Genomic DNA, 15,644 nt, shown 5'->3' on the forward strand with positions numbered 1-15,644 from the left:
CACCACCACGCACAACCCGACCCGGCCCGAGCGGTCCCCCCCGGCGGAAGGGCACCGCAATCGCCGCAGCATTCCTGCCCACCGCCGGCATCCCAGACGGCGTCACCTCGGTCGCACCAACACGGCTCCGCCGTCGCCCCGTCGCGCCCGCCCCAAGCACCACCGGCCGCGTAGCGGACGAGCAACACGGATGCGGAGCACCGCGCCCAACCCGGCCGCGAAGCGGACGCGCACCCCACCACACCCGCGGCGGCGATCCCGCGATCCCGCGCGTCGGCGGGCGGGATCGCGGGATCGCGGGATCGCACGGGCCCGGCAACCGCCGCGCGTACGCTCACCCGGCCCTGAACGACCGAGAGCGCGGCCGCATGCTCGACGGCGTTCGAAGAGGTGCCTGACATCGCATGCGCAGCGCCGGCGTTGACGCCGACGTGAAGGCATACGCTGCCCGAGCAACGGCAACCTTCGACCGAACAGGACGGAAACGACCTTGACGATCTCCACCGCGAACCCTGGCGACCGCGCCGCTCTGATCGCGTGCGATCAGGACTTCCTGGGCGCGCTGGTCGTCGCCGACCACGCGCGCCTGGCCGCACTGCTGGCCGACGACTTCATTCTGGTGGGCATCCACGACGGAGCGACCGTCAGCAAGGCCGAGTTGCTCGAGGCCGTCACTTCCGGAGCCGTTCGGTTCCCCGCGGTGCAGTCCTTTCCCGACGAAGCCGTCGTCCGGCGCATCGGCGACGTGGGCGTCATCGTCGGCCGTACGAGCATGAACTTCACCAACGCCGACGGTTCGACCTTCACCGCCGAAAGCCGCTACACCCATGTGTTCGCCGCAGACCCCGCAGACCCCACCGACGGCTGGCGCTTGATCTCCGCACAGGGCACGGAGATCAAGTCCGGTACGTGATGCCGCAGATGCGCCGCCGTACACCAGGTCCCTACGACCGTGTCGGCGCCGCACCCGCGTAGTCCGCCTGTCCCGGGTCGGCCGCCGGTGCGGCAGGCGTGCGCCGGGGCCCGCGGCGACGATGGGGGATGCGGCGTTCGCCGGCCGAGTGCGCGAGCGTCAGCGGTCGATGGTGGTGTTGTGCTCGTGGGCCAGTCGGATCGCCGCGTCGCGGTCGCGCCGTTCGAGGGCGTCGACGATCGCCACGTGCAGGGCGTGGCGTTCGTGGATGTATTCCTGCAAGGGCTGTTCGCGGGCGGGCAGCACGGTCAGGGTGTGCGACTCGATGATCTCCAGGAGGCTGCTGTACAGCGAGCGCAGCAGCGTGTTGGGGCTGATCGCGGCGATCCGGGCGTGCAGGTGCCAGTTGGCGAAGGCGAAGGCGCGGGGGTCCCTGGCCTCGACGGCCTCTTTCATGACCGCGAGTTCCGCGCGCAGGTCCGCGATGTCGGCGGGAGAGCCGTGCCACAGGGCGTCCTCGATCAGCAGCGGATCCAGCGAGTCGCGGATGCGTATGGCGTCGGCCACGTCCGTCTGGTCGGCATCGAGCGCCAGGACGGAGTTGCCGAGTCGGACCATCGGCGACTGTTCGGCGGCGAACAGGCCGCCGCCGGGGCCCGGCCGGACCGTGACCAGGCCGCGGGACTGCAACAGGCGCAGCGCCTCGTTGAAGGTGCCGACCGAGACTCCGCACCGTGTGCGCAGTTCGTCCTTGGTGCCGAGGCGGGCGCCGGGTTCGGTACGGGCGACAAGGGTGGCTATCGCGTCGGCGGCGGTCTCGGCCCGGTTCGGGGGGGTGTGGCGCTCGGTGTCCGCCGAGTGCCGCTGCGGCTGCGGTCCGGGGCGCGGGGCGACGCGCCGGCCGGAACCGCCGTTGTGTGCTGTGGCCACTGCGTCCTCCGGTCGCCTCGGTTTCACCATGGATCCATCATTTCCATCAAGGATTCATCATGGATCCGTCATGAATTCATCATGACGATATCAGCACACGAGGTTGACGACCGTGCTGACCCGGGCAAACTGTCGTCGTAATCATCATGATGGTTTGCGTTCGGCCGGGCGACGGGCGGCGTTTGCCGCCGAGGCTCGCCGCTCGTGTGCGCGCATCGTCCGACGGCACGTCTCGCCTGTCGCGAGCGTGTGACCCGTTCTTCCCGAAGGAGTGCGTCCGTGCGTATCGCCAATCTCGCCGGCCGTCTGGTGTTGCTGCACGAGGGAAAGGCCGTCGACGTCGAGCGGGCCGGCGGAGGCAGGTTCGGCGCCGACCCGCAGGCGGTGTACGAGCGGTGGGACGAGTTCACCGCCTGGGCCGCGCGGGCGAACCCGACCGGCGGCGTCGCGTTCGAACCGCGCGACCTCGGCTCGCCCGTGCCGGCTCCGCGCCAGATTCTGGCGGTGGGCCTGAACTACCGCGATCACGCGGCCGAGTCCGGCTTCGCCGTCCCGGAGAACCTGCCGCCGGTGTTCACCAAGTACGTCACCAGCATCACCGGTTCCGTCACCGACGTGTGCCTGCCGGCGAACGGCCACACCGACTGGGAGGTGGAACTCGTCGCGGTGATCGGCCGTCGCGCCCACCGGGTGTCCGAGGCCGACGCGTGGGGACACGTCGCGGGCCTGACGGTGGGCCAGGACATCTCCGAGCGCATCGTGCAACTGGCCGGACCGGCACCACAGTTCAGCCTGGGCTGCTCGGTCAGGACCCGGCGCCGCCCACCCCGTACAACGGGCCCGGGCGCGTGGAGCGTGCGGGCCGGGCACCCGGCGTCCTGCGCACCGGCCCGGTACGGCCGCGCAAGCTCGGTCACGCGGTCCTCGGCAGCCCCGACCTCGACGTCTCCACCGCCTTCTTCACCGACGGCCTCGGATTCAAGACCAGCGACATCATCAAGGGCGCCGGCGCGTTCCTGCGCTGTTCGACCGACCACCACAACCTGCTCGTGCTCGCGGCCCCCGCCCCTACCTGCACCACACCTCGTGGCAGGTCGACGACATCGACGAGGTCGGCCGAGGCGCCGCCGCGATGCTCGAGGACCACCCGGAACGCCACGTGTGGGGTCTGGGCCGCCATCACGCCGGCTCGAACTTCTTCTGGTACCTCAAGGACCCCGCGGGCAACTTCAGCGAGTACTACTCCGACCTCGACTGCATCCCGGAGGACAGCCTGTGGACGCCCGAGGTCCTCGAAGGAGCCAAGGGCCTGTTCCACTGGGGCCCGCCGCCCCCGCCGTCCTTCCTCGCCCCCGAGGATCTCGCCGCGCTGATGACCGGCGCCCACACCGAGTCGAGGTAGAACACGGCGCGGTGGACAGCGGGCGATCGGCGGGGCGGCAGGTATGGACGCGGGGCTGCGGCTCGGGCCCGATCGGGTGGCCCCCACCTCACCGTGGTGCGGTCGCCGTCGCCAGGAACATCGGCATTGCCAGGAAGAGGCGGTCGGCCTCGGCCCGCGCACGCTGCTCGGCGATCCAGCCGTCCGTCCGCTCGCGCGTGACGGCGCCGGTGGAGCAGGCCCCCTCGGCCAGTCCGGTGAGCAGGGGCAGGATGGCCGGCCCGGTGAACACGCCCGTGTGCACCTCGACCGTCACGTTGCCGAAGCAGGCGTCCAGCAGCAGGTTGCGGTACCGGCGAGCAGCACGAGGGCTGGTGGTCATCTCGGCGCGGGCGTGCACGATGGTGCGGGTGAGGGCCGGATCGTCGGAGTCGATCACGAGGGTGTCCCAGTCCTGGCCGCACAGCACGATGCGCCCGCCGGGCGTGAGAACCCTGCGAGCCTCGGCCAACACCCGCTCCGGCTCGGCCAGTTCATGGAACACCTTGTCGGCGCGGTAGCCGTCCATCGAGGCGTCCGGCAGCGGGAGTTCGTACGCTCCCGCGATCCGGAAGTCCGCTTCGGGCCACCGGCCGCGGGCGACCGCGATCATGCGCTCGTTCGGGTCCACGCCGATGGCCCGCACGTTCCGCTCGGCCAGTTCCGCCACGGCTCGTCCGGCCCCGCAGCCCACGTCCACGACGGACGTTCCGGGTTCGGCGGTGCCGAGCAAGTCGTAGGAGAGGTACCGCAGTTCCTTTGCGCCCGGCAGGCGATCGGCCGCGTCGAGCCGCGCGATGAGGTGGTCCGTCGATGGGCGCGTCTGTTCCGTTTCCCTGGTCATGAGCATCAGGTTGGGACTTAATGTCGGCATGAAGTCAAGCGAGTCCAAGAAGCCCGTCGGCGGTGAGTGTGGCCCGATCGGCATCGGCGCCCTCGCCGAACGCTTCGGCCTGGCCACACACGTCCTGCGTCACTGGGAGGCGATGGGGCTCCTCGCCCCCGCCCGCGATGCCGCCGGCCGCCGCCGCTACCGCACTGCCGACCTCACCCGGGTCGCCGTCATCCTGCGAGCCAAGGAGGCAGGGCTCTCCCTCGACACCATCCGCGTACTGGTCGCTACCGCCGATGCCGGGCAGCGACGGAACATCCTGTGCGAAGAGGCCGAGGCGCTTCGCTCCCGTATCGCGGCTGCGCAGGCATCACTCGAACTCATCGAATGCGCCCTCGACTGCGATCAGGAGGACTTCACCCGGTGCGCCCATTTCCGGCAGGTGGTGGTGGATCGCGTCGGCCCGGAGGCGGTCGTCCCCATCTGAGTCCTTGCGCGCGGCCGGGTGCGGTCGATGCGAATCGCTCGCCCCGGGTCCGGGCCGCGTTCGCGGGTCCACACCGACGGGGCGGCCGGTCGCGGCAGCCGCGGTGTCCACGAGTTCGAGGAGGGTGCCGGTGAACTCGGGCAGCAGGCGCACCGCGACCACCCACGCGTCGGTGTGGTCGAGCCGGGTGCGGACGCGGCGGATCAGCTCGCGGGCTGCGGGGGCGCGGAGGAAACCGGGTGTCCGTGCCGCGTGTTCCGTGATGATGCGGACCGCCGCCGGCGCCGGCGTGCACGGAGCCGCCGCCACGTCCAGTACGGAGAGCGCGCCGGCGGCCAGGCGTTGCTCCATCCACGAACCCGACGTCCCGAGCGCGGCGGGGCTGTGCAGCACCGCGTTCCGGAACTCGGTCGGGCATTCGGGGTGATCCAGGAGGCTTCGGGCCGGGTCGGCGTCGAACGGCTGCTCGGCCTGTGCGCGCAGGAGCTGCGGCCAGGGCAGCTCCTCGTCCCGGAACGGGTGCGTCGTGCCGCCGGACTCGCGTAGTTCCGCGATCACGGCCTCGGGACGTGCCGCGTCGTCGGCCGCCGCGCGCAGCAGGTCGAGTCCCGCGTCGGGGCCGGCGGCCAGTGCCTGCCGAGCCGCCGCGCGCACCGGGGCCGGCCACGTCTCGGTTCCGATCCGAGCGCGTCGCGGCGGCGGGCGCGTCGCGTCCAGCAGTTCCCGGACGTCGTGCGGCCCGCCGAACTCCCACAGCCGTACCAGCATCGCCAGCCGTGTTGCCGTGGTCCGCCCGGCCGCGTGCGCGGGAAGGTGCCGCAGCACCAGCGGATGCCCCGACTGCCGGGTGGCCGCGATCCGGTCGAGGAGTTGGTCCGGTGGCGGCTTCGTGTCCCAGGTGGCGACGCTCTCGGAGACGGGTACGGCGCGCGGGCGCCCGTGCCGGTCGGTGCCGGAGGCTATGCGCACGCGTTGGGCGCGGGTGAGCCGGGCGCGGGCGTACAACCGGGCGTTGATCTCGGGGTCGTCGCGGTCCAGCAACTCCGCGGTCTCCTCGGGCGACAGGTCCACCGCGTAGGTCGCCGATGCCAGGGCCGCGAGCCGGCCGTGCGCGGCGAGGATCGCGGCCCGCAGCGTCGCGCTCCCGCCGCCGGGCATGCACAGCAGTTCCAGGGCGCGCGGCGGCAACCTCGGGATCAGCGCCGTCCGTACGTCCGGCCCGGCGCACGCGAACAAGACCTGGAAGGCCGCCTCGACCGGGTTCGCGGTGTGGGGCGCGCCCACGAACGTGGTGATGTGCCCTTCGGGGACCCGTCCGGTGACCGCAGACTCGACGAACTGCCGTGCGGTACCCGAAAACCAGGACTTTCCGGTGAGGATCGCGGTCCAGGCCGCCGGGTCCGTGCCCAGGCACGCGGCAAGGCGGGTCACGGCGCTGCGTACGCCGGGCACCGCCAGGGGAAGCGCGGCGAACACACCGGTCGCCGGAGTGACCGAGTCCAGTACCTCGTCCGGGTCGTATCGACCTTCCGTCAGGCCGCGCGACAGCAACGGCTCCCACACGACGCCGCTCGACATGGCGGACTCGAACGCGGTGATCCATTCCAGCGGGACGACGTCCGGCGCGAAGGCCAGGACCCGGTACGGCTCTTTGCGATACGCCTCGGCCGCCAGGTCCGCCGGGCATCCCGGACGCGTGGTCAGTACCGCCAGACCCGCGCCCGTGAACGGGCGGCGCGCGTGTTCGGCCAGGATCAGGTCCCACGGCAGCAGTTCGTCGGCGATCGCGGCGAACTCGGTCCACGCGTAGACCGCGAAATCGCCGTTCCAGGCTTCGTCGTCGTCGTTCGCGTACCGGTCCTCCTTCGGCGGTTGCCGGTCCAGGTGACGCAACCCGAGCAGGAGAAGATGCGCGGCGAAGGTGGCATCGTCGAGCGGTGGCGCGGCCGGAGCCGCTGCGCACCCTCCGCCGGCGGAGGGGACGCCGACGACGGTGCGCGTCTCGGCCGGCTCCTCGCATCGCGCGAACGGCTCGTCGCCACCGGGCTTCGACAGCCGGTGCCTCGCGTCGAGCCGTACGGCCGGGGTCGGATCGTTGCCGAACACCTGGAGCGCGTGGGCGAGCAACTCGGGGAACGGGCCCCGCAGTGCCGGGACGAGGCGAGCGTCCGCCCACGCCTCCGAGAGCCGTTCGACCAGGCCGCCGGGCTTGCGCCAACGCGGATCGGCCGGATCCGCCGCGGCCAGCACCGCGGATCTGACGCGGAGCGCCGCCTGCGTCCGGTTCCGAACCCTCGTCCGCTGGACCTGCGCGCGGGCGCGGACGTCGGCCGGCCCCGGCTCGGTGTCGGAACCGTATCGATCGGGGGAGTCGAAGCCCGACGGGAAGTCGGCCAGATACAGCCGCACCGCCAACTCCGGCCAACCCAGCGCGGCAAGCGCGATCGCGACATCCGCCGTCAGCGCGGTCTCGCGCGCGAGCGCCTTGCGGGCGAGCGCCGCGTGGGCCTCGGGGCCGACGCTCGCCAGCAGGCGCCGGACGAGCTCCGGCGGCAGATGCGGCGCCCGGGCGAGGGCGTCCAGGAGCGGTTCGCGCAACCGCGCCGCGAGGTCCGGCACCCAAGCCGGCTCACACAGCGTCAAGGCGACGGCCGCCCCGGCACTCGCATCGGATATGTTCACGCGCACCATCGTCCACCACGCCCCATCCCGTGACCGTCGACGTGGACACGACGGCCGAGGGCGCCCGGCGGGACCGACGCCCTGGCCGACGGGTTCGCCGGCCTAGCCCTGGCCCAACACCAGTCGCTGGGCGGGGCGTACCGGTCGGCCGAAGTGGGCGCAGCGCTCCTCGAAACCCGGAGGGAGCCACGCGCCGCCCAGCAGCCGGGGGTGGGCCGGAAACGCCGCGAGGGCCGCCAGCGCGAACACCAGGGATGCCCACGGGGTGTTGACACGCACGCACATGTACCCCTTGCCGTACATGTCGTGGTAGCGGGCCTCGAAGACGCCGGGCTCGGGCAGGTCGATCTGGTCGAGACCGGTGAAACCGAGGCTCAGCGGATTGCGGGGATGCGCGAGGTACGCGGACATCTGCGTGATGGTCAGTTCGCCGCCGCCGTCGTGCACCCAGCGCGGGACGGTGTCCTGCTGCGCACGCTTGCGCCGCGCCGCGTTGCCCAAGGCGTTCAGGGCAAGCGCGCCCACCACGAACCCGGGCTTCCCGATCGCGGCCACCCCGGTGCTGCGGTAACTGCCGTTGCCCACTGCGCGCAGTCGGTAATGCTCTCCCGCTCCGGTCGCGAGTACGCGCTCACCCGGCTCGATCCGGGCCGTGCTCGCGACGAGCGGGCGGCGGTCCGCCTGGCCGGTGACGACATCGGCCACGATGTCGCAGGTGTGCCAGAGGTATTCGTCGTACTGTGTCCACCCGTCGGCCGGCTGGGAGTCCGTTCGATTCCGCACGCTTGTCCCCTTGCCCGGCGAGCCCCGTGCAACGCCGCAACTCCGAGTCTAAGACCGTGTCCCGCGTGGTGGCTGTGCAGCGCCGGTTGCAATGCGGCGGCGAGGGTGAGGGGGCCGGGCCGAGGTCGAATGTCGGCCTGTGCTCTACGACTTGGGCTCAGGTGGTCGGTGTCGCTGGTCGTGTGGCACCGCCACGGCCCGGGAGCGGCGACGGGGTCCGGGTTCGTAGCCGATTACATCGCGTGAGCAAGCGCGCTTCGCGCGGGGGTGATGTGCGGGTCCGGGTCCTCCACCGCCGGCACGGCCTCAGGACGGCGGCGTGATCCCGGTACCCGCGTCCGGCGTCGCGTCGGGGGCCATGGGCCGGGAGTGTCGGCGGCGCGACGGTGGCAGGACCTACTCCGTCGGCGCCGCCCCGACGAGCCTCCCGGTCATCGCCGAGCGAGCGCCGTGCCGCGTTGTGTCGTCACCGCGGATCGTGAGGTGGCGCGGGGAAGGTGGGGGGCCGATCGGGGTCCTCGGCTGTCGGGCGGTCGGTGGCGGGCATGCCGTACCAGTCCAGGCAGACGACCAGGGCGTCGTCGTCGGGGACGGGTCGTCCGCGGTGGCGGGTGAGTTCGCGCAGGACCGCGCGAGGCATCTCGGCGGGCGGCAGCAGCCGGGTGGCGTTGATCGCCCGAGCCAACGCGCGGTCGCCGTAGGCTTCGCCGGACGGTGAGGCGACCGCGTGGACACCGTCGCTGACGAACACGAGACGGTCGCCGGGCCTGGCGTAAAACTCCTGCGCCGTGTAGTCGGTCTCCTCGAACATGCCCAGGGGCAGTTGCGCGTCGAAGTCGATCGGAGTCACCGTGCCCTCGCGCAGGAGCAGCAGGCGCGGGGAGCCGGCGTCGACCACGTGGACTCGTCCGGTGGCCAGTTCGAAGTCCAGCAGCAGGACGGACAGGTAGGCGTTGCCCTGGTGCTGGGCGAAGACGGCCTGGTCGGCGAGGGCGGCCTGGTCGGCGATGGGGATGCCGGCGCGTCGGGCGTTGCGCAGGGCATTGATCGTGAGGTTGCTGAGCAGGGCGGCGTCGATACCCTCGCCCATGCCGTTGGTGACCGTCAGGAAGAGGTGGTCGGCGGTGGCGGACCAGTCGAAGTTGTCGCCGTGCACGGCGTAGGCGGGCTCGAGTTGGGCGCCGATGGCGTATTCGTCGCGGCTGCAGGCTCGTCCGGGCAGGAGTTGCCACTGCATTTCGGCCGCCAGGGTCAGGCGGTCCTTGCGCCGGGCCTGGAGATAGACGTCGGTGTCGCGTTCGGCGACGATCACCGCGTGGGCCAGCATCTCGGCGATGTCGGCGAGTTCGGCCACGATCGCCGGCGGGCAGGCGTCGGCGGGGAAGGTGACGGTGAGTACACCGAGGCGGTCGCCGCGTACGGTCACCGGAAGGTGGAGGACAGTGGTCTCTTCCCGTTCCTCGCGTACGGGCTCCTGCGCGCCGAACGCTCGGCCCTGGGGGCTGTTGTCGACGGAGAGGGGTTCGGTGGCGTGCGGGAGCGCGGACACCGATTGCAGAACGGTCAGGCCGTAGTCGGCCATCAGCAGGTCGACGGATTCTGCCCGATAGTGCCTCGTCAGCACGCTTCGGACGGCGTCCGGCAGCCCATGCGGAGGTGCGGCGCGCAGCGCGCGCTCGGCTTCCTCGGATGCGTTCACGGTATGTTTTCAGCCGTTCTCTGCGGGGTGCGGCGGTGGCACCCTCGTGCGCGTCCGTGGAACGGCCCGGACCGCCTGTCGGATCAACCGCTTTTTCAGCGTCTATTGTGGTGACGGCGCGGCCGTGGGGCCGGGGCCGTTTCGGGCGTCAGAGTAAGGCGGTGAGCGGGGTTAGCTCCTCTCGACACGACCATTCGGACGAGACGGCGCGCGTGGCGACCGCGGCGGCCGAACTGCTCGAAATGCTGCTGGGGCGGGCGTCCACCGCACCCGTGTCCACCTCACAGCTGCGCGCGCTGTTTCTGCTCGAGCAGCACGAGGGGATCAACCTGCGCACGTTGGCCGACGGCCTGCGGTCCACGCCCTCCTCGACGAGTCGCCTGTGCGACCGCCTGCAGGCGGTGGGTTTCGTCGAGCGCCTGCCCAGTGCCAGCAGTCGTCGCGAACTGCAGTTGCGGCTGAGCGGGCGGGGCTGCGCCTTCCTGGCGGATCTGCGGGCCCGCCGGGAGCGGGAACTGGCGGTCGTCACCGCGCGCATGTCGGGCGAATCCCGGGCGATGCTGCTGAAGGGGCTCGAATCCCTGCACAACGCCGCCATTCCGGTCCTGGACGAGATGCCGGACGCATCGCTCGCCCCGCACGCGCAGACCGCTTGAGGCGACCGCACGCCACGTGCGGGCTGCACGGTGCGCCCGCTTCATCGCGTGCCGGGAGCGCCGAGCACGTCCGGCACATCCGGCACGTCGATCCGATGCGTCGCGACCGGACGCCGGCCGATGCCGATGTCCCATGGCGACTCCTTTCGTCGGACGAGCGGGCACACCCGACCGCGGGCGAGCGGACCGAGCGACGGGACCAATGTCGTTGTCTTCGACGTCGGTTGCCCTGCCCGCCGTCCGAAGCGAAGCGTATCGAATGATTGACTGATGACAAATGTTGCGGGTGGACATGTGTCACGGTTTCGGTCCGCGTGAGCCTGGGCGCGTTCCTCGGGGACGACCTCGTGAACGCGACCCGGACAACGCGCGGGCACGTGCGACGGGCGGGCGCCGCGCGGGCGGGCAGGGTTCGGCACTCGGCCCCGCCGCGTGCACGCCGAGGCGCCGGCTTGCCGCCGTCGGGCGCCGGCCCTCAGGGGATGGGGGCGGACTCGGCGTCGCCGCCCGCGTCCGCTGCGCAAGCGTGACCGCCGGCGTGGGTGTGCCCGGTGAGGTACCCGTCGACGCCGGTGATTTCGAGCAAGCGGGTCAGGTGGACGGGTTGCCGGTGCAGGTGCACGGTGACTCCGGCGGAATGTGTGCGGCGGCCCACGCCGATCAGAGCGGACAGTCCGCCGGAGTCGATGGCGGTCAGGCCTTCCCAATCCAGGTGCACCTGACGCAGGACCGGCCCGTGCTGCTCCACGTGTGCGTCCAGCGCCGCATTCACCGTGTGGGTGAACGCGTCGATGGAGTCGTAGTCGAGGTCTCCCCGGATGGCCAGGTGCAGCGAGTGTGCGTCGTCGGCCCGGACGTGGACGGAGAGCTCGACCGGTACGTACGAGGTCATGCGGTGCGTTCCGGGCCGGAGTGGGCGGGGGCCATGGGCAGGGTGTCCGCTGCGATGTCGAGGAAGCCGCGGGCGCGGGGGAAGTCGTGCAGCTGCCCGGCCAGGACCTCCAACCCCAGGCGCAAGCCGGCGACGGGCACGCGGCGGGCGGCGAGGATGTCCGCGGTCCACGTGATGAACGAGGTGAACAGCGCGGCGTCGTCGACGTAGAGGGCCGTGGCGAGGAAGTCCACGATGTGGGCGAGGTCTTCGGCGGTTCGTTCGCGCTGGGCGGCGCTGTACGAGGGCATGGCGGGCAGGCGCTTGTCCAGGCCGGCCAGACATTCCCGCACCAGGGTGGTGCGGCTGGTCTTGACGAGGGTGTATTCCTGGTCGCCGAGGTGGGGCAGGTCGTCGATCTGATGCCGCTGAACCGCCCGATGGCTGGTGAGACCCCGGGCCAAGAGGTCGGCGGCGCGTCGCGCGTCGGGGGCCCAGGCGTCGGCCCGAAGCAGACGGGCGTAGCGGCCGTCGACCCCGAAGGCGGCGCCGCCGACCATGACCGGGATACCGAGTGACTGCACGGCGGTCACCGCCTGGTGCGCCGCGGGCAGGTGGGTGGGCAGCGAGGCCGACAGCAGCACGGCAGCCGGGTTGGCCTGGTGCACGTGTGCGATCAGGTGCGGAGTAGGGGTATGGGCGCCGAGGAAGTCCACCCGCCAGCCGCGCCGAGTGAGCACCTCGGCCAGCAGCCGGGCGGGCAGCGAGTGCCATTCGCCGTCGACGCAGGCCACCGTGATCCGCCCCCGACTCCGCGGGAGGGGCGGTGCGGGACGGTGGTGGGCGAGGGCGGCGATGATCCGGTCGGTGATCGCGGTGGCCGCGTGTTCCTCGGCCACACTGATCCGGTCGGCGGCCCATTCGACCCCGATGCGGTGCTGCACGCCGGCCACGACGTCCAGCAGCAACGACTCGCGATCGGCTCCGGCATCGGCCGCCGCGGCGACCAGCCGCATCGCGGCCGGCTCGTCCCTGCCGATCACCGCCGTCCACAGTCGCTCCGAAAGCTCCGGGGCCGTGTCGTGGTTCGTGGCGTCGGTCATCACGGCTCCTCGCGTTGCAGGTGGGGGTCCCCGTGCCCGCCCACCACGTCGAGCGCGTCGTGGCCGTCCGTCGGGCTGGTGATCGCCAGGGTGGCCATGTCGTCGTGACGGCCGCCTCCCAGCCACTGCGCCGCCAGCATCTGTACCCGCTCCACCACCGCCTCCGCCGGCATCCGCGCGCACTCGCGCAGGGCCTCCTGCAGTCTCGTCTCACCGTAGAGCTGGTTGCCCAGAGGCCCGCCGCGGGCCTCGGTGATCCCGTCCGTGTACAACAGGCACGTCTCCCCCGGCGCCAGAACCACATCCACGCTCCGCGCCCGGACCTCGGGCAGAGCCCCGATGAGGGTGCCGCCGGTGGCGGCTTCCTCCACCCGCCCGCTTGCCCGGACGATCAGCGGCGGGAGATGTCCGGCGCTCGTCAACCGCAGCCGCACCTGCCCCGCACTGCGTCGAACGGAGGCCAGCACCAGGGTTGCGAAGCGGGTGTGATGGGAGTTGATCAGGGCGTCGTTGAGGAGGGCAAGGACCTGCTGGTGGTCACCGGACAGCGGCAACAGCGCGTGCAGCACGCTGCGGATCTTGCCCGTCAGCACGGCGGCCTCCAGGCCCTTGCCCGCCACGTCCCCCAGGACGACGAACGTCTCCCGGGAGGGATCCACCCCTGGATGGACGTCGTAGAAGTCGCCGCCGACGCGCTCGTGGTCGTGTGCGGCCCGGTAGGCACCGGCGTACTCCACACCGTGCACCCGCTCCAGCCGCGGCGGCAACAATTCCCGTAGCAGTGTGGCCGTGATCGACGCCTGCTCCGCGTACAGCCGCGCCGCCGACAGAGCGGTACCCGCGCGTGCGGCGAAGAGCCGTGCGAAGACTTCCTCGCCGTCCGTGAACGCCCGTTGTGTGCTGGGACGCAGCAGGATCAGCACCCCGGCGGGAACCCCGTGCCCGGGCAACGGGGTGACGATCACCGACCCGATCACACCGGCGAAGTCCGGTGGCACGACCCAGTCGGGGACGTCGCCCGGGTCGATCCACCGCGTCGGTACCGGCGGAAAACCTTGCAACGCCTCCGCCAGCCCGGGAAGCGTTCCCGTGTCGATGGACAGCAGTGCCTTCGTGACCTCACCGCCGACCTGCGCATACGTCAGCGCATGACGGCGACCCTGGGCCGGGGCGATGATGACCGCCGCATCGGCGAGGTGATCCGCCGCCATCCGCGCCGTCACCTCCGCGCAGCGCTCCACGTTCAGCGACGACAACAACGCACCGGAGATCTCCGCCAGCAACGCGGCACGCTCACGCTCACCGCGCAACGCCCGCTCGGCCAGACGCAGATCGGTATCCTCCACCAGCCACCACACCACATCCCCGCCCGCGCCCGGCGAAGGATGCGCCTCGAACGTACGGCCGGCGACCGCGCCCGAGACAGCCTCCCGGGGCGCCCCGACCGACGGCAGGCGATGATGTGCCTCGGCGAGCCAGTGCGGAAGGCCGCCTGCCGCCAGACTCTCACCGGCCTCTGCGGCGTGCGCGAACAGACAGTGCGCGACTTCATTCGTTTCGACGATGTCCCCGGCGCGGTCGGCCACGAGGACGGGATAGGGAGCGTTACTCCACGCTGTGCCGACGCGAACGCCACCATCGCGCGGAATGTCGGGGGTACCCGAGGAACGGATCACAAGCCGGGGAACGCATCGCGCGCACCCCACCACCTCTCTGCCGTTCGACAACAGTTGTCTTCCTGCAACCGTGTCGCATGCGCCGACCGTATGCAACACCCGGCGCATAACCTGACAATTCCACCATTCCGTCACATGACTACTATTCCGTTACGCGTGATCGGCTCCCCTCGACCGCCGCTTCTCGGCCACGGCCGGACATACCCGGGGCGGGATGGCGCCGTACCCGGACGGTTGACGGCGTTCTCGCCGGGGCAGCGCCAAGCGCGGTGTCCAGGTCGGCGGGGGACGGGTCCTGCGACCCCGGCGACCACGATGCCTCGAACGCGTTCGGCCCGGTGTCGCCCCGCCCGAATGAGGGGCGCCGCGCTCAGGGGCCGGTGTGGCCCACGGCCTCCGCGTAGAAGGACCGATCGACGAGTTTGTCCTCCGGCAGCGCGGGGGCCTCGACCACCTTGCCCTCGATGTACATCTTCTGCACCCGGTCGGTCGTGCCGCCGCGGATCTCCCAGTCCACCACCTGCGCGGGCACGGACTTCAGCAGTTCGGGCTTGCTGCCCAGCGTCGTCGCCAACTCCTGGACGAAGGCCGGGTCCTGCTTGTAGTCGCCCGCGAAGTACGTGTTCACGGTGCGGATCAGCGCGCGCAGGAACGCGACGCCGGCATCCCGGTTCTTGGCCAGGAGGTTTTCCCCGTAGAGCATTCCGCCGAGCGGTTCGCCGACCGGCTGACCGCCCAGGAAGGTGTACTCGGGCTTGCCCTCGAAGTCCTTCCAGATCGGGTCGAGCAGCCAGGCGGCGTCGATGCCACCGTTCTTGAACGCCTCGGGCACGCCCGCGCCGTCCAGTTGTTGGAAGGAGACCTCGGTGGGCTTGGTCTTGTGCTGGGCGAGCACGCTCTCGATCGGGTACATGATCACCGATGTCTTGCCCACCAGCGTGCCGAAACGCGCGTTCTTGAGGTCCACCGCGTCTCCGGTCCGGCCGTTTTTGACCCGGGCCCAGACCCCGGTCTTGGACTCGGGGGCCACCGAGTAGTTGCCCGCGACCCACTTGATGTCGAAGCCCTGCTTGACCGCGTTGACCATGCCGGCCTCGGGCGCCGAATACAGCACGTCCACCTGGCCCTTGGCGAGCAGGGTGATCGCATCGGTGGCGGGCATCTGCTTGAGTTCGACGTCCAGGCCCTCCTTCGCGAACTCGCCCTTGGCGATCGCGGTGCGCAGCGGCCCGAGATATTCGGCCGACAACGATCCCGCCGTCACGGTGATCTTCACTCTCTGCGCGAGCGGCTTCGCAGCGGGCGAACCCGCCGCGCAGCGCGCGGGCTTGCGGGTCGGGGCCAGGTCGGCCGGATCGGTCCACGCGTGCTCACATCCCGCGACCGCCTCGATCGCACGCTTGGGCTGCGGGGTCTTGTCCCGGCCCGAGCCGGAGTCGGCGGAGCCGCCGCACCCGGCGAGCAGCGTGGTGCACGCCAACAGTGCGGTGGCCGTCAGGAATCCGCGTCTCGCCATGATGTACCTTTCGGAGTCGGTGCGCCCAGGTGTGATCGGGCCCGGCCGCGCACGAGGCGGCCCGGCCGAGGTGGTG

12 protein-coding genes and 2 pseudogenes are annotated in these 15,644 nt (G+C 71.5%); 5 read left to right on the forward strand and 9 right to left on the reverse strand.

The window, feature by feature from the left end:
- The first annotated feature begins 490 nt into the window (after positions 1-490).
- Positions 491-913 (forward strand): nuclear transport factor 2 family protein, encoded by a 423-nt coding sequence (locus ACZOOI_RS42270; RefSeq protein ID WP_465282136.1) that lies wholly within the window; start codon positions 491-493, stop codon positions 911-913.
- 159 nt (positions 914-1,072) lie between these two features.
- Here the strand turns inward: ACZOOI_RS42270 and ACZOOI_RS42275 are convergent, their stop codons facing one another.
- Positions 1,073-1,843: a FadR/GntR family transcriptional regulator gene (locus tag ACZOOI_RS42275; protein WP_465282137.1), complete on the reverse strand. Its 771-nt coding sequence runs from the start codon at positions 1,841-1,843 to the stop codon at positions 1,073-1,075.
- 504 nt (positions 1,844-2,347) lie between these two features.
- On the opposite strand from ACZOOI_RS42275, the pseudogene ACZOOI_RS42280 reads away from it, so the two are divergent.
- Together ACZOOI_RS42280 and ACZOOI_RS42285 are read left to right on the forward strand one after the other, a co-directional pair.
- Positions 2,348-2,560 (forward strand): annotated as a pseudogene (locus ACZOOI_RS42280) (fumarylacetoacetate hydrolase family protein); the annotation flags it as partial.
- 89 nt (positions 2,561-2,649) lie between these two features.
- Positions 2,650-3,245 (forward strand): annotated as a pseudogene (locus ACZOOI_RS42285) (VOC family protein); the annotation flags it as partial.
- 88 nt (positions 3,246-3,333) lie between these two features.
- Here ACZOOI_RS42285 and ACZOOI_RS42290 read toward each other — a convergent pair.
- Positions 3,334-4,107, reverse strand: a complete 774-nt coding sequence (locus tag ACZOOI_RS42290) for a methyltransferase domain-containing protein (RefSeq protein ID WP_465282138.1) — start codon at positions 4,105-4,107, stop codon at positions 3,334-3,336.
- Between the two features lie 28 nt (positions 4,108-4,135).
- On the opposite strand from ACZOOI_RS42290, the gene ACZOOI_RS42295 reads away from it, so the two are divergent.
- Positions 4,136-4,582 carry a helix-turn-helix domain-containing protein gene (locus ACZOOI_RS42295; RefSeq protein ID WP_465284157.1) on the forward strand — a complete coding sequence of 149 codons (447 nt, stop codon included), beginning with the start codon at positions 4,136-4,138 and terminating at the stop codon, positions 4,580-4,582.
- Here the strand turns inward: ACZOOI_RS42295 and ACZOOI_RS42300 are convergent.
- The 3 genes from ACZOOI_RS42300 to ACZOOI_RS42310 form a co-directional block, all read right to left on the reverse strand.
- A complete protein-coding gene (locus ACZOOI_RS42300; protein WP_465282139.1) occupies positions 4,466-7,264 on the reverse strand; it encodes a hypothetical protein in 2,799 nt (932 codons plus the stop codon). The genes ACZOOI_RS42295 and ACZOOI_RS42300 overlap by 117 nt on opposite strands.
- A 102-nt stretch (positions 7,265-7,366) precedes the next feature.
- Positions 7,367-8,047 (reverse strand): hypothetical protein, encoded by a 681-nt coding sequence (locus ACZOOI_RS42305; protein ID WP_465282140.1) that lies wholly within the window; start codon positions 8,045-8,047, stop codon positions 7,367-7,369.
- A 466-nt stretch (positions 8,048-8,513) separates the two neighbouring features.
- Positions 8,514-9,746, reverse strand: a complete 1,233-nt coding sequence (locus ACZOOI_RS42310; RefSeq protein ID WP_465282141.1) for a PP2C family protein-serine/threonine phosphatase — start codon at positions 9,744-9,746, stop codon at positions 8,514-8,516.
- Positions 9,747-9,958: 212 nt separating this feature from the next.
- Here ACZOOI_RS42310 and ACZOOI_RS42315 point away from each other — a divergent pair, with 212 nt between their 5' ends.
- Complete coding sequence (locus ACZOOI_RS42315) at positions 9,959-10,402, forward strand: MarR family winged helix-turn-helix transcriptional regulator (protein ID WP_465284158.1); 444 nt, start codon at positions 9,959-9,961, stop codon at positions 10,400-10,402.
- A gap of 475 nt (positions 10,403-10,877) precedes the next feature.
- Here ACZOOI_RS42315 and ACZOOI_RS42320 read toward each other — a convergent pair whose 3' ends face one another.
- The 4 genes from ACZOOI_RS42320 to ACZOOI_RS42335 all read right to left on the reverse strand — a co-directional run bounded on the left by ACZOOI_RS42320 (position 10,878) and on the right by ACZOOI_RS42335 (position 15,568).
- Positions 10,878-11,294 (reverse strand): STAS domain-containing protein, encoded by a 417-nt coding sequence (locus tag ACZOOI_RS42320; protein WP_465282142.1) that lies wholly within the window; start codon positions 11,292-11,294, stop codon positions 10,878-10,880.
- Positions 11,291-12,376, reverse strand: coding sequence for a cobalamin B12-binding domain-containing protein (locus tag ACZOOI_RS42325; protein WP_465282143.1), 1,086 nt, complete (start codon positions 12,374-12,376; stop codon positions 11,291-11,293). Before ACZOOI_RS42325 ends, ACZOOI_RS42320 begins: the two co-directional genes overlap by 4 nt.
- Positions 12,376-13,962, reverse strand: a complete 1,587-nt coding sequence (locus tag ACZOOI_RS42330) for a PP2C family protein-serine/threonine phosphatase (RefSeq protein WP_465282144.1) — start codon at positions 13,960-13,962, stop codon at positions 12,376-12,378. Before ACZOOI_RS42330 ends, ACZOOI_RS42325 begins: the two co-directional genes overlap by 1 nt.
- A gap of 460 nt (positions 13,963-14,422) precedes the next feature.
- Positions 14,423-15,568: an ABC transporter substrate-binding protein gene (locus tag ACZOOI_RS42335; protein WP_465282145.1), complete on the reverse strand. Its 1,146-nt coding sequence runs from the start codon at positions 15,566-15,568 to the stop codon at positions 14,423-14,425.
- Between the last annotated feature and the right edge of the window lie 76 nt (positions 15,569-15,644).

Source organism: Embleya sp. L77 (assembly GCF_055557415.1).

Coding starts and splice junctions, on each gene's coding strand:
- ACZOOI_RS42290 (WP_465282138.1), bottom strand. CDS start 4,107: ATGACCAGGGAAACGGAACAGACGCGCCCATCGACGGACCACCTCATC.
- ACZOOI_RS42335 (WP_465282145.1), bottom strand. CDS start 15,568: ATGGCGAGACGCGGATTCCTGACGGCCACCGCACTGTTGGCGTGCACC.
- ACZOOI_RS42295 (WP_465284157.1), top strand. CDS start 4,136: ATGAAGTCAAGCGAGTCCAAGAAGCCCGTCGGCGGTGAGTGTGGCCCG.
- ACZOOI_RS42320 (WP_465282142.1), bottom strand. CDS start 11,294: ATGACCTCGTACGTACCGGTCGAGCTCTCCGTCCACGTCCGGGCCGAC.
- ACZOOI_RS42325 (WP_465282143.1), bottom strand. CDS start 12,376: ATGACCGACGCCACGAACCACGACACGGCCCCGGAGCTTTCGGAGCGA.